Annotated in this window: 14 protein-coding genes, 1 tRNA gene and 2 pseudogenes; 7 read left to right on the top strand and 10 right to left on the bottom strand. The window is 48.4% G+C overall.

Annotated elements, in window-relative coordinates:
- From CXB77_RS00345 to CXB77_RS20640, 6 genes and pseudogenes are all read left to right on the top strand, one after another.
- Nucleotides 1-333 (top strand): annotated as a pseudogene (locus CXB77_RS00345) (proton-conducting transporter membrane subunit); the annotation flags it as partial.
- A 5-nt stretch (nucleotides 334-338) separates the two neighbouring features.
- Nucleotides 339-1250: a respiratory chain complex I subunit 1 family protein gene (locus CXB77_RS00350; RefSeq protein ID WP_105072356.1), complete on the top strand. Its 912-nt coding sequence runs from the start codon at nucleotides 339-341 to the stop codon at nucleotides 1248-1250.
- Nucleotide 1251: 1 nt separating this feature from the next.
- Nucleotides 1252-1884 carry an NADH-quinone oxidoreductase subunit NuoB gene (nuoB, locus tag CXB77_RS00355; protein WP_105072357.1) on the top strand — a complete coding sequence of 211 codons (633 nt, stop codon included), beginning with the start codon at nucleotides 1252-1254 and terminating at the stop codon, nucleotides 1882-1884.
- Complete coding sequence (locus CXB77_RS00360) at nucleotides 1884-2438, top strand: NADH-quinone oxidoreductase subunit C (protein WP_105072358.1); 555 nt, start codon at nucleotides 1884-1886, stop codon at nucleotides 2436-2438. Before nuoB ends, CXB77_RS00360 begins: the two co-directional genes overlap by 1 nt.
- The gene (locus CXB77_RS00365) at nucleotides 2435-3250 is read left to right on the top strand and encodes an NADH-quinone oxidoreductase subunit D (RefSeq protein ID WP_242445290.1); all 816 of its coding nucleotides are present in this window, start codon (nucleotides 2435-2437) and stop codon (nucleotides 3248-3250) included. The genes CXB77_RS00360 and CXB77_RS00365 overlap by 4 nt, the downstream gene beginning before the upstream one ends.
- Nucleotides 3217-3537 carry a hypothetical protein gene (locus tag CXB77_RS20640; RefSeq protein WP_242445291.1) on the top strand — a complete coding sequence of 107 codons (321 nt, stop codon included), beginning with the start codon at nucleotides 3217-3219 and terminating at the stop codon, nucleotides 3535-3537. The genes CXB77_RS00365 and CXB77_RS20640 overlap by 34 nt, the downstream gene beginning before the upstream one ends.
- 11 nt (nucleotides 3538-3548) lie before the next feature.
- Here the strand turns inward: CXB77_RS20640 and CXB77_RS00370 are convergent, their stop codons facing one another.
- From CXB77_RS00370 to CXB77_RS00380, 3 genes are all read right to left on the bottom strand, one after another.
- Nucleotides 3549-5864 carry a type ISP restriction/modification enzyme gene (locus CXB77_RS00370; RefSeq protein ID WP_105072359.1) on the bottom strand — a complete coding sequence of 772 codons (2316 nt, stop codon included), beginning with the start codon at nucleotides 5862-5864 and terminating at the stop codon, nucleotides 3549-3551.
- Nucleotides 5819-6580: a hypothetical protein gene (locus tag CXB77_RS00375; protein WP_105072360.1), complete on the bottom strand. Its 762-nt coding sequence runs from the start codon at nucleotides 6578-6580 to the stop codon at nucleotides 5819-5821. Before CXB77_RS00375 ends, CXB77_RS00370 begins: the two co-directional genes overlap by 46 nt.
- A gap of 196 nt (nucleotides 6581-6776) precedes the next feature.
- Nucleotides 6777-6853, bottom strand: a tRNA-Arg gene (locus tag CXB77_RS00380).
- Between the two features lie 94 nt (nucleotides 6854-6947).
- Between CXB77_RS00380 and cowN the strand changes: the two genes are divergently transcribed.
- Nucleotides 6948-7235, top strand: a complete 288-nt coding sequence (gene cowN / locus CXB77_RS00385; protein ID WP_105072361.1) for a N(2)-fixation sustaining protein CowN — start codon at nucleotides 6948-6950, stop codon at nucleotides 7233-7235.
- Here the strand turns inward: cowN and lipB are convergent.
- The 7 genes and pseudogenes from lipB to CXB77_RS00420 all read right to left on the bottom strand — a co-directional run.
- Nucleotides 7178-7873, bottom strand: a complete 696-nt coding sequence (lipB, locus tag CXB77_RS00390) for a lipoyl(octanoyl) transferase LipB (RefSeq protein WP_105072362.1) — start codon at nucleotides 7871-7873, stop codon at nucleotides 7178-7180. The two genes, cowN and lipB, sit on opposite strands and share 58 nt — an antisense overlap.
- Nucleotides 7861-8145, bottom strand: coding sequence for a YbeD family protein (locus tag CXB77_RS00395; RefSeq protein ID WP_105072363.1), 285 nt, complete (start codon nucleotides 8143-8145; stop codon nucleotides 7861-7863). The genes lipB and CXB77_RS00395 overlap by 13 nt, the downstream gene beginning before the upstream one ends.
- A gap of 10 nt (nucleotides 8146-8155) precedes the next feature.
- The gene (locus tag CXB77_RS00400; RefSeq protein WP_242445292.1) at nucleotides 8156-9277 is read right to left on the bottom strand and encodes a D-alanyl-D-alanine carboxypeptidase family protein; all 1122 of its coding nucleotides are present in this window, start codon (nucleotides 9275-9277) and stop codon (nucleotides 8156-8158) included.
- Between the two features lie 103 nt (nucleotides 9278-9380).
- Complete coding sequence (locus CXB77_RS00405) at nucleotides 9381-10325, bottom strand: DnaJ C-terminal domain-containing protein (protein ID WP_105072365.1); 945 nt, start codon at nucleotides 10323-10325, stop codon at nucleotides 9381-9383.
- 93 nt (nucleotides 10326-10418) lie between these two features.
- A complete protein-coding gene (gene ruvC / locus CXB77_RS00410; protein ID WP_105072366.1) occupies nucleotides 10419-10958 on the bottom strand; it encodes a crossover junction endodeoxyribonuclease RuvC in 540 nt (179 codons plus the stop codon).
- Nucleotides 10951-11701, bottom strand: a pseudogene (locus CXB77_RS00415) (YebC/PmpR family DNA-binding transcriptional regulator). Before CXB77_RS00415 ends, ruvC begins: the two are co-directional and overlap by 8 nt.
- Nucleotides 11702-11781: 80 nt before the next feature.
- The coding region (locus tag CXB77_RS00420) for an enoyl-CoA hydratase-related protein (protein ID WP_242445293.1) at nucleotides 11782-12285 on the bottom strand (504 nt) is incomplete at its 5' end.

The raw sequence follows: 12285 nt of genomic DNA on the forward strand, positions 1-12285 counted from the left end.
TTTGTTTTAATAACGGCGTTATTCCTGTTAATTCGCGGGAACATGCACCGCGCTGCCAGTCCGTATGATTTGAGTTTCTGCGGTGAGGTGCCGACGGCAGACACGCCGCTGCATTATGGCGCGGGAATGGGACGTGAATTGCGCCGAGTGCCGCTGATTGGCTGGATTTTGCGCCATACCACGACTGGGTTTTACGCCGGTTTGACGCGCCAAACGCAGGCCGCAGCAGGTGTGATCGGGACGCTATACGGCAGCAATCCGCAAACGTGGTTGTTATTGGCGGTGCTTATTTTCGCCGTGACCTTGACTATTCAATCCGTCACCGGAGCGTGAATTCTATGGCGCATTATATTATTGACGCCTTCGCTATGCTCGGCATGAGCTATGTCATGGGCTTTTTATTTTACGGTTTTTATCGCCAATTCAATGCACGAGTGCAACGGCGTTGGGGACCGAGCATTTTTCAAAACTTCTTTGACAATATGAAGTTTTTATTCAAAACCGAGACCATTATTCATGGGCCGATGTTTTTTTTCGGACCGATGATTATTTTTGCGGGCGCAGTGACGACGGTGTTATTCGTGCCCTATTTGAAAGATTCCAATTGGCTGCAAGGCTTTTCCCATTCCGGCAATCTCATTCTAATTATCTATTTGTTGGTGGTCGGCCCGCTCGGCAATGCGCTGGCAGTTGGTTCGAGTGGTAATCCATTCGGCGTGATGGGTGTCACTCGCGGCTTGACGCGGTTAATGGGTTTAGAAGTGCCGTTTTTATTAGGGCTGGCACTGGTGATGGTGCAGCATGAAACCGCATCAGTTCACGCAATCATGGCGGCGCAAACTGATTTTGCGCATTGGAATTTAATTACTAATCCAATTGCGTTTATTGTCATGATTTTGCCGTTTATGGCCAGCCAACATGCGTCACCATTTGATGTCGTCGGTGCGCCAGTCGAGGTATATGCCGGACCGCGAGTTGAATTCAGCGGACGGTTATTGGGCGTATTGATGACGCAAAACATGATGATGACGGTGGCAAAACTGGTGTTAATTGCCGATTTATTTCTGGGTGGAGCGACGACGATTTGGGCATTGATTGCCAAAACGTTTGCGTTATTTCTATTGACGGCGGCCGTGAGCACCAGCTTTCCACGCCTCAGAACTGAGCAGACGGTGGACTTTTTTTGGAAAATTCCGCTCGGTCTCGGCGTCATTGGCGTGATTGCAACCGTTTGGTTTCCTTGGAGTTAATATGTATCACCACGAACATTGCGAAGGATTCCAATGTGAACAACAACAATTGGAAGCGTCGCTCGCGCAATCCGGCAACGAGCTGGGCGCGTTAGATCGGCTGATCGCGTGGTTTCGCCAGCGCAGCCTGTTTGTGCTGGCGTATGGCACCGGCTGCGGCGCGATTGAAATGCGCCCGTTGATGACGAGCCGCTTTGACGCCGAACGCTTCGGCATTATCGGCGCAGCGACGCCCCGACAGGCGGATGTGCTGGTCATCAGCGGCTATCTTGCGATTAAAACGCTCAAACGTGTCATTCGCAGTTATGAGCAAATGCAGGCGCCGAAATATGTGATTGGGCTGGGCAGTTGCACGATTAACGGCGGCATGTATTGGGATTCTTACAACACAATCAAACAGTTAGATCATTACATTCCGGTTGATATGTACGTCAACGGCTGTATGCCGCGCCCCGAGGCGTTGATTGAGGGTTTTGTGGCGCTGCAACAACGTATCGCGGCGGGTACACCCAGCGGTTTTGAGCGTTACCGCGCAAATATCGACTGGTACAAAGCCAATCAGCGCCGCGTTTTGGGCGACAACATGCCGCCGGATTACACCTATGACTGGTATCACGCCGGAGGCGTCGCCTGATGTTGGATGCACTGCTGCCACAGCTTCATGGCTTTGAAATCATTGAACAAATGCAGCGCGGCGAGCGGCAAGCGTTCGTGCGTGTGCCGCCGGCGCAACTGTTTTCGCTGCTCGGGCTGCTCAAACAGAGTCACGGTTTTGTCACCCTGACCACGATTGCCTGCGCCGATTGGATGGAAGACGGCGTGTTTGGTCTGACGTATGTGCTCGAAACTGCCAAGCGCGACCGCGTGTTGGGCGTGCAAACGCACCTCGGACGCGACGGCGCGGCGCTGGAAACGGCGATCCCGCTATGGCCGCAGGCGGAGATTTTCGAGCGCGAACTGCATGAAATGTTTGGAATTCCGATCAGCGGTCATCCCAGCCTCGGCGATTTCATGTTGGAAGGTTGGGCGCACACGCCGCCGATGCGCCGCGAGTTTGACACGCTGAAATTCGTGCAGGACACCTACGAAATGCGCGGCGGGCGTGAGGATAATCAGGATGTCCGCGAGGCGATTCGTCGCCGTAAAGAGGCCAAAAAAGCGGCAGCGGCAAATGGAGATGCGGCATGAACGAAACGATCAAAATTTTTCACGGTCCGCAGCATCCCGGCGTTACCGGCAATATGAGTTTGGAGCTTGATCTTGATGGCGAAACCATCGTTAAAGCGACCACGCATGTCGGTTATTTACATCGCGGTTTTGAAAAACTCATTGAACGGCGCACCGTTATTCAAGCATTCACTATTGTGTGTCGTATTTGCGTTCCTGAACCTGATCCGAATGAAGAAAATTTTGCGCGGGGAATTGAAACGCTCGCCGGTTTAGAAATTAGCGAACGCGCAAAATATATTCGGGTCTTGATTTTAGAACTGGCGCGACTGCAAGCGCATTATTTATGGTTGGCCGGTCAAGGCGGTTCTATTGGACATGGAATTGTGCCGCAATGGGCGGTTGGTGAGCGCGATTATATTCTCGATTTATTTGAGGAAATCACCGGCGGACGGGTGTATCACATGTACATCTATCCGGGCGGCGTCAAGCGCGATTTACCGGACGGTTTATTAACACGATTGAGTGAATTGCTGGATGAATTAGACAAGCGGTTGCCCGAATACGACCGCGTATTTTTTGATAATACGGTCGTGAAAAAGCGGCTGCAACATGTGGGCGTCGTCAATCCCGCCGAAGCCATAGCGAATGGTTATAGCGGACCGGTAATTCGTGGCTGCGGTATTGCCCGCGACGTGCGCCGTGATATGCCTTATTTGGCGTATGACCAATTAGAATTTGAGATTCCAGTTCAAACCGATGGCGACGCTTACGCTCGTGCATTAGTACGCGCGCCGAGATGTATCAAAGCATTCGTATTCTGCGGCAAGTGATTGAACAAATGCCGCCAACGGGTGAGATTCAATGCAAATTGCCCAAACATCGTAAATTTATCATTCCTAAAGGTGAGACCTTTGTGCAAACCGAATCAGCGCGGGGTGCATACAGTTATTACATGGCGGGTGATGGCAGTGAATTCTTACGCCGAGTGCAAGTGCGTGGCCCGTCATTAGTTCACGCCTTCACGCTATTGGAACCGCTGTTAATTGGTGCGCAATTGTCCGATGTTGCGTTAATTATGGTGTCGTTGGGAATTTGTCCACCAGAAATTGAGCGTTAATTAAACGCCATTTAATCGCCACTCCACGGCAATTGTTCCAGTTGGGCAATTGCCGTCATTGTGTCCACGCTCACCTGACACACCCGCGCCAATAATTCAATCACCTGTTCTTTATGCTCGGCAAAACGATAGGTATCAAATTGCTCACGAATGGTTAAATCCTTCGGCGTTTTCTCTTTGTATTGATCCAACACCCATTCCAGCGCCGAACGATTGCCGAGTTGATACTGCCATGCTTGCGGCGGGATATTTTCCAAAGTCGTCACGCCGTCAATCTCAATTGATCCCGCTGTTTTATCGGCTTTTAAGCGACATTTAGGCGTTCCCGTTTTTTGATCTATGCGCTTGAATAAAAACGGTTTGACTTGCTCAAAATACGCATGAGCTTGAATTAACGTTGCGCCAATCGCCGCCCATTGTGTGAATTCAGGATGAAACGGAATGCGCGGAAATTCTGCTTGGAGATTCAAAGCGAATTTGTGCCGATAGCGCGGATCATGCAGCACGGCGTAAACGTAATTAAAAATATCGTGCTTGGTGATTTCTGTATTCGCATAATGCTGTTGGAATTGCGTTAATGCCCAATTCGTGATGTTGTCATGTTTGGAGCCATCAACGGCATAAACCCAGAGTGGTAAAAACTGGGTTTTCTCCAATAAATCAAGACAGGGCAGCATTGACACTGCCAACGTTTGAAAGGGTTTTGCCTGCGGTGTACCTGAAATGCCAATTGCTAAATTGTCATACTTTAATCCAAATACCTGATGTTGCAATGATGGCATTTCATTGAGTAATTTGCAAAAATAAAGCGTTAAAGCAACAAAAGGGCGATAAATAGATTTTGTTAAAAGTTTGCTGTTATACGCATAACGGTGATTTTTTAGAAGATCGTTTTTTACTGCACGAGACCACTTGATTTTTTCATCAAAACTTGCTTTAATCCGCCGCACAGATTCATAGTGACCAATAAAGTATTTTACTTTTTTAGTGACTTCTTGAACACTAAATCCATAGACCCATTCATCCCGACTGGTCACCACACCTAACGAATACAGCTGAAAAATTATTTCATCCGTTTTTTTCGCCTTTCCTTCTTTGCTGGCTATTGCCAACCAGTTGCTCCAATTTTCGTATGGTTGATTCAGCCAGTTGCTGCTGCTATTGGGGCGAATACGATGAAAATCACCAGCTTGTGCTAATTTATGCAACTGATGTCCTCTTAACCAGCGGCGCTTGTCAAGTGCAGTTAAAAAGTCATTCACAGCGTAATGATGAATAGCACAGCCAGTCGTTAGTGCCGGATTGCGCACGAGAAAATAAAGCGCAATACCAACGCGAATTTTATCATCAAATACATTGCCGCCTTCACAACGACGTCGGTCGCCGCTGGTGCGGGCATTCCCTTTTAGATCAACAATCCAAATCTCTTGAAATTCCTGCGCGACCACTTTACGAAACCCGTCAAATCCTCTCGCTTCAATAAAAGAAGAATTGCTAATAAATGCAACAATTCCCTGCTCACCGATTCGATCTGATGCCCAGCGCAAAAAACGTACATAAGGATCATAGAGCTTGGTTTTCTGTGCTGTACTCGCTGCCAGATAAGTCTCTTTAATGCGTTGATCAGCTAATAACGCCGGATCATTTTTATTATTGTCGTTTTCATTTTTCTGGTTGGCGTTATATGGCGGATTGCCCAAAATCACCGGAATCGTGCATTGATTTTGGTTCAAAATGCGCAGTTGGTTTTCATTGGTAATACTACCCAATAAATCGTTTACTGCGCCTTTATGTTGTAACTGAAAACCCCAGTTTTCCAAAGTATTGACAAAACAAGCTCCGCTAAATTCACGCCATTGTTCAGTTGCTTCATAATAGGCTTGTTCAATGTTTAAGCACGAAATGTAATACGGTAGAATTGAAATCTCATTAGCGTGGATTTCACCGTCAAATTTACGGATTAACGCCTTCTTATCACCGCGCAGATAATCAATTAAATCGACGATAAAGGTGCCGGTTCCCGTGCAAGGATCAAGAATATCTAAACCAGAATCCGCCAATCGTTTATTAAAATGCTGCTGCGCCAGCCAATCGCAACCCGCAATAATGAAGCGCACTGCCTCGCTGGGTGTATAGACAACACCTAAACGATCTGCATCTTTGGGATTATAAGCAGTATAAAAATCTTCATAAACTTGCTTGAGAAAATCCTGTTTTTCTGCGGAAGTAATTGCATTCGCAGCAGTACGTCGAATTGCAGCAAAATATGGCTCTAAGCGTTTTAATAGTTCTTTACGAGTTCCGCCATAAAAAAGGTGCTTTCCAATTCACAGATTGCGCGTGCTAAATGGTTTTCTTGATGAAAATTAACATCAGAAAAAATCGCCCGAAAAATTTGATCGGTGAGAATATGCTGAATCAGCATTTCATCCACATGATCATTGGTGACGCGCTCACCAATTGCCCGTTGACACAATGTAAAGAATTGAGTTGCTTGCGCTTGAAAAGCGGCATGATTGCGGTGCGCAGCAACTAACAACTCTTTCAACGCCCGCGCTACACCCGGCAACTCAACCATGAATTGACTGCGAGCAATGCGGAAATCCTGCACTGCTGGCAATTCATAATTAAAAAAGCAATCCAGTAACCGCTTCAATGCTTTGCCATCTGTCACCGCACACCGCATCACTTCTGCGCCTTGCTGCAATAAAACGGCAGTACGGGTATCTTCAAAAATGATGTTATCGTTGGGATAACCTTTGGCTAATTTAGCGGCGATTTCTTTCTCTAAATCATCTTTTTCGTCTTTCGCTTCCCACCAGCCATGCACTAAACGCAACCGATCTAATAACACACCATCGGCGCGTAAATTGGCTCCGTTGGGCGCTTTGAATGGATATTCAGCCACGACAATCAATTGTTGTTGTTCACCAAGATCACGCAGCAAATTTTGAAACGCAGCGCGTAACATGCTTTCATTCTCTGCGCCCGCGATGCGCCGCAATTCATCAAGTTCGCGCCAATAGTTTTGAATTTCAATCATGTCATTTATCTCTAAAATTGACGCAACAAACAAATTGTAAAACTTAATAGCCGCTTGAATTATAACCGCAATTCAATCACCACTCCGCGGCAATTGTTCCAGTTGAGCAATTGCCATCATTGTATCCACGCTCACCTGATAATTGCAACGCAAACAAAAACGGCCTAGACGATGATCGTCTAGGCCGTGATGTAATTGGCGCGCCCGGAGAGATTCGAACTCCCGACCACCTGGTTCGTAGCCAGGTACTCTATCCAACTGAGCTACGGGCGCTTGGTGAGCCGCTAATTATTCAGATGACGGGCAAGGTTGTCAAGAATTTGATAATGTTTTTTGCAATCGTTCAAATTTTACTGAGAAATACAACGTGCAAAATACAGCAACGACCGATCGCTATATCAGCTTTAACGGCATCGCTTGTGATGATCACGCGCAGCACATCGTTTCTGCGCTGCGCATTCATATTGACAACCCAGCCTGTCCAGCGCCGTGGCAAACCTATTTTGTAACTAAGCTAGAGGAAACCGCCCGGCGTGGTCAGGATGAGCTGTATTTCGTCGGCAGTCAGGTCAATGCGATCCGCGAATTGTTCATCCATTATAACGACACTGGCGCATTACAACTGCTTGAACAAGTTGAAGAAGAATGCTGCTGATGCGCAGCGAGTAGACGACTAAACACTGTCACCCAAGTTTGACCAACGTCAGCAACTTCGGGCTGCGGCGTCACCAAATCAGCCAGTTGTGTGATCCGCAGACCGGCATAACCACAAGGATTGATCTGCGCAAAAGGCGCGAGATTCATCGCCACATTGAGCGCCAAACCGTGATAAGTGCAACCGCGCCGCACCCGCAGCCCCAGCGCCGCAATTTTGGCATTAGCAACATAAACGCCGGGCGCACTTATTCGCCGCTCGGCAATGACACCCTTTAATGCCAGCAAATCAATCACACTCTGCTCTAGCAATTCCACTAGTCGTTTAATACCAATGCCGCGCCGTTGCAAATCCAATAGCACATACGCCACCAATTGACCAGGCGCGTGATAAGTCACCTGACCGCCGCGATCTGATTGAATAATTGGAATAGTGCTTGGCACAAGAATGTGTTCAGGACGTCCGGCTTGACCCAGCGTTAATACTGGAAAATGCTCTAATAACCAGATTTGATCAGTAGTGTCCGGCTGCCGCGCCGCAGTCCATTCACGCATTGCTGCAAGCGTTGTTGCATAATCCTGCAAACCATTAAAAACACGTACTTCTAATGGTAATTGACCATCGTTTACAATGCCCATAACACCAGTTCATGCGCAGTCAAATCTTGATAGATTGCATCCAATTGAACGCGGTTTTCTGCATTAAATGTCACGGTGATAGAAATCCACTTACCACCACGACTGGGGCGAATTGAAACCGCAGGGTCAATTGTCTCAGGTGCATGACGGTAAATAATTTCCAGCACTGCTGCTTCTAATCCGCAATTCGCTGGCCCCATTGCTTTAATTGGGAAACTGCATGGAAATACAAATCCAAATTCTTGCGCGTCAGAATGATTGCTGTCATTCATAATACTCAACCTAAAACTGCTTTAACACAGTATCAACGGCTTTACGCAGTAAATTGCCTTCTATCACTTCTTCTAGTGCGACTAATGGCATCCTTACCAATTCTTCATCACCAAAGTTTACGACGATGTCGCCGACTTGCGTGCCTTTCGCAATTGGTGCAAGCGGCGTCATAAACTCTGGATTCTTTTCTAAATGCGCACTCAATTTATCGTATAACCCACGCGGAATAGTCGCTACAACATCAGCATTTGAACCAACGGGTAATTCAGCGATATTTCCATACCACGTCCGAAATGACATGATGGGTTGATTCGCTGGATATAACCGATAACTTTCATAAAAGCGAAACCCGTAATTCAATAATGCTAAACTCGCATCAGCGCGGGCTTTTTGCGTTGTTGAACCCATCACCACTGAAATCAAGCGCATATCGCCACGTTTCGCTGAACCAATTAAACAATAACCAGCCGCTTTAGTATGACCGGTTTTAACGCCATCCGCAGTAGGATCACGTTTTAATAGTGGATTGCGATTCTGTTGTGTGATTTTGTTATAAGTGAAATCGAGATTGCGATACCACGCATAATAATCAGGAAACTCTCGAATCAGTGCCAGCGTCACTCGCGCCATATCGCGGGCAGTGGTATAGAGTTCTGGGTCGGGCAAGCCATTAGGATTGGTGTAATGACTTGCAGTCATACCCAAGCGTTTTGCGTGATCATTCATTAGATTTGCGAATGCTTCAACACTACCAGCAACATGTTCCGCCAGCGCAATTGCTGCGTCATTACCCGATTGAATCATCATTCCTTTTAATAAATCTTCGACTGACACCCGTGAACCGACTTGAATAAACATTTTAGAGCCGCCAGTGCGCCATGCACGTTCACTCACTAATACTTGATCAGTCAATTGAATTTTGCCGCTGGCGATTTCACGAAAGACGACATAAGCCGTGACGATTTTAGTTAAACTGGCGGGTTCTAAGCGTTCATCAGCGTTTTGTTCAACCAATGGTTTTCCACTGCTGAAATCCATGAGCAAATAGCCTTTTGCTGGCAATTCAGGTGGTGCAGGAATTGATGGTTGCGATGCAGCGAAAGTGAATGATGGAAACGCGTATAAGAGCATCCATAAGAATGAGATTGCTGAAAAAGATTTCATAGAAAATTCAATCCAAAACTTCAAAATGACGGGGAAACAGCAGCAAGCATTTTAACCGCTCACCTTAGAATTAACACCCATCCGCTCCGCGTTGATCCAATTCGGCACGAGGATTAAATGGTAGGCGCTCGGCCATCTGCCGATAAAAATCCTGCGCGGTCGCAGTCGTTGCGGGTGGCGTGACAATTTCTAACAATATCAACACATCACCGGGCGGTTGACCGGGCAAACCGCGTCCTTTTAACCGCATTTTGCGCCCAGTTTGTGAACCGGCAGGAATCTTCAACGTCACTGCGCCGCCGAGTGTGGGTACGGTGACTGCTGCGCCGAGCGCCGCTTCCCACGGCGTAATCGGCAGCCGTAACTGCATATCTTTCCCTTCCACTGTGAAATACGGATGCGGCGCAATCTCAATTTCCAGATATAAATCGCCCGCCGCTCCATTATTTACGCCTGCTGCACCCTGACCCGCCAACCGAATCTGTTGCCCCTGCACCACGCCTTCAGGAATACGTACATTTAACGTGCGTGATTTAACCGTTTGATTACTATTGGTATTCTGGACATCAAGCCGGATTTGGCGCGTGGTGCCACGATACGCATCTTCCAACGTAATTGTTACTTTTAAGGTTTGATCTTGACCGCGCCGTCGCCGCAATGGTTCTCGACTTTCGGAACGAAAAGCGCGACCAAACATATTGGCAATAAAATCACTGAAATCAGACGTATCGCCCGCATTAAAGTTGAAATCTGCATTGCCCGCTGCGCCCGGTGGTGGACGAAATTCTTGACCCGCTCGCCAATTGCTGCCGAGCGCGTCATAGGCCGCACGTTTTTTAGGATCATGCAGCACTTCATTCGCTTCATTGATTTCTTTAAAGCGATTTTCAGCATCCGGTTCTTTACTGACATCGGGATGAAACTTGCGGGCTAAACGACGATAAGCGCGTTTAATCTCATCTGCAGTGGCGGTACGCGCCACGCCGAGGGTTTTGTAATAATCCTTGTATTGCATTGCGGCATCTCAATGAAATGAAATCAACGAAATCTCAATTGAATTGATAATTGAGTTTCCGTTCAAATGGGGGCGCTGGCGGTTGATTTCTCGCTAGGGTCGCCAATCGCGCCACGAGGCGGTGACGCGCTGGCGAGCAGGAATCCGCATGGAATGCGCGTGACAGAGGGCAATCGCCAGCGCATCGGCTTCATCTTCAGACGGGAGCTTAGGCAGCGCCAGCAGGATTTTAACCATCTGTTGCACTTGCGATTTTTCCGCATTGCCGTTACCAACCACTGCTAATTTGACGGCTTTCGGTCCGTATTCCTGCACCGGCAATCCGCCTTTAATTCCGGCGCAGAGAATCGCGCCTCGCGCCTGTCCTAATTTGAGCGCCGCGCTGGGATCGCGGGCGAAAATCAATTGTTCCACCGCCAGCATCTGCGGCTGATATTCGGCGACGAGCGCCGCGACGCGATCAAACAGAGTGCCGAGTCGATCTGGCCACGGCTGTTCGCCGACGCGAATGCAGCCGCTGGCGATCCAAACGCTGTGTTGACCATCGGAATCGATGATGGCAAAACCGGTGATCCGCGAACCGGGATCAATCCCGAGAATGCGCTGGCGCAGGACGGGATTTAGTTCAGCCATCGAGCGCAGCGAGGATGTCATCGGAGATGTCGGCGTTGTGATACACGTCCTGCACGTCGTCGAGGTCTTCCAACATTTCGATCATTTTCAACAGCTTTTCCGCTGCATCCTGCTCAAGTGCGACCAACGTCGCCGCGTTGTAGGTGATTTCCGCTGCATCGGTATCAAAACCGGCTTTGCTCAAAGCATCTTTCACCGCAGCGAAGGTTTCCGGCGTGGTCGTCACATCGACCGAACCATCATCGTTGGTGGTCACATCTTCCGCGCCAGCGTCCAGTGCGACTTCAATCACGGCATCTTCATCAGTGCCCGGCTGAAAGCTAATAACACCCTGTTTTGTAAATAGATAATTGACCGATCCATCCGTGCCGAGATTGCCGCCGCGCTTGGTGAAGGCGTGGCGCACATCAGACGCAGTGCGATTACGATTATCGGTCATGCACTCGACCATCACGGCAACGCCGCCGGGACCGTAACCTTCATAACGAATCTCCTCGTAATTCTCGCCATCCATACCGAGCGCCGCGCTTGATCGCCCGCTCTACCGTATCACGCGGCATATTGGCACCAAATGCCTTGTCCATCGCCAGCCGTAGACGCGGATTCGCACCCGGATCACCGCCACTTTCTCGCGCTGCAACCGTCACTTCACGAATTAACTTCGTCCACATCTTGCCGCGCTGTTTATCCTGCGCAGCTTTACGATGTTTGATATTTGCCCATTTACTATGACTGCCATTCATGACTCTGCATTTACGCTCTTTTTTATAACTGCGTTTAGAATTGATCTATTGAAGGTGAAATGATGCGTTTTATCACGCGATCAAGGGCGACGCGGAAATTGCTGAAAATCAGGAGCGCGTTTTTCGAGAAAAGCATTGCGTCCTTCTTGACCTTCTGCCGTCGTATAAAATAGCGCGGTTGCATTGCCCGCCAATTCCTGAATACCCGCCAATCCATCAGTATCCGCATTAAATGATGATTTAAGCACTCGCAATGCCGTTGGTGATAATCGATTCATTTGCCGACACCATGCCACCGTTTCAGTTTCCAATTCAGCCAGCGGCACAACCGTATTCACTAATCCCATTGCCAATGCTTCTGCTGCATCGTATTGACGACATAAAAACCAAATCTCTTTGGCCTTTTTTAATCCGACCGTTCGCGCCATTAATCCAGCGCCAAAACCGCCATCAAAACTGCCAACTTTCGGCCCAGTTTGACCAAAACGAGCGTTGTCGGCAGCAATCGTCAGATCACAAATCAGATGCAACACATGACCGCCACCAATCGCATAACCGGCGACCATTGCCACGACTGGCTTAGG

This window comes from Chromatium okenii (assembly GCF_002958735.1).
In the GTDB taxonomy this organism is placed as follows: Bacteria; Pseudomonadota; Gammaproteobacteria; order Chromatiales; family Chromatiaceae; genus Chromatium; species Chromatium okenii_A.

Excerpts from the sequence above, each read along its gene's own strand:
- CXB77_RS00400 (WP_242445292.1), bottom strand. The coding sequence starts at position 9,277 with ATGCTCTTATACGCGTTTCCATCATTCACTTTCGCTGCATCGCAACCA.
- CXB77_RS00365 (WP_242445290.1), top strand. The coding sequence starts at position 2,435 with ATGAACGAAACGATCAAAATTTTTCACGGTCCGCAGCATCCCGGCGTT.
- CXB77_RS00405 (WP_105072365.1), bottom strand. The coding sequence starts at position 10,325 with ATGCAATACAAGGATTATTACAAAACCCTCGGCGTGGCGCGTACCGCC.
- nuoB (WP_105072357.1), top strand. The coding sequence starts at position 1,252 with ATGTATCACCACGAACATTGCGAAGGATTCCAATGTGAACAACAACAA.
- ruvC (WP_105072366.1), bottom strand. The coding sequence starts at position 10,958 with ATGGCTGAACTAAATCCCGTCCTGCGCCAGCGCATTCTCGGGATTGAT.
- lipB (WP_105072362.1), bottom strand. The coding sequence starts at position 7,873 with ATGGGCATTGTAAACGATGGTCAATTACCATTAGAAGTACGTGTTTTT.
- CXB77_RS20640 (WP_242445291.1), top strand. The coding sequence starts at position 3,217 with ATGTATCAAAGCATTCGTATTCTGCGGCAAGTGATTGAACAAATGCCG.
- CXB77_RS00395 (WP_105072363.1), bottom strand. The coding sequence starts at position 8,145 with ATGAATGACAGCAATCATTCTGACGCGCAAGAATTTGGATTTGTATTT.
- CXB77_RS00350 (WP_105072356.1), top strand. The coding sequence starts at position 339 with ATGGCGCATTATATTATTGACGCCTTCGCTATGCTCGGCATGAGCTAT.
- CXB77_RS00375 (WP_105072360.1), bottom strand. The coding sequence starts at position 6,580 with ATGATTGAAATTCAAAACTATTGGCGCGAACTTGATGAATTGCGGCGC.
- CXB77_RS00360 (WP_105072358.1), top strand. The coding sequence starts at position 1,884 with ATGTTGGATGCACTGCTGCCACAGCTTCATGGCTTTGAAATCATTGAA.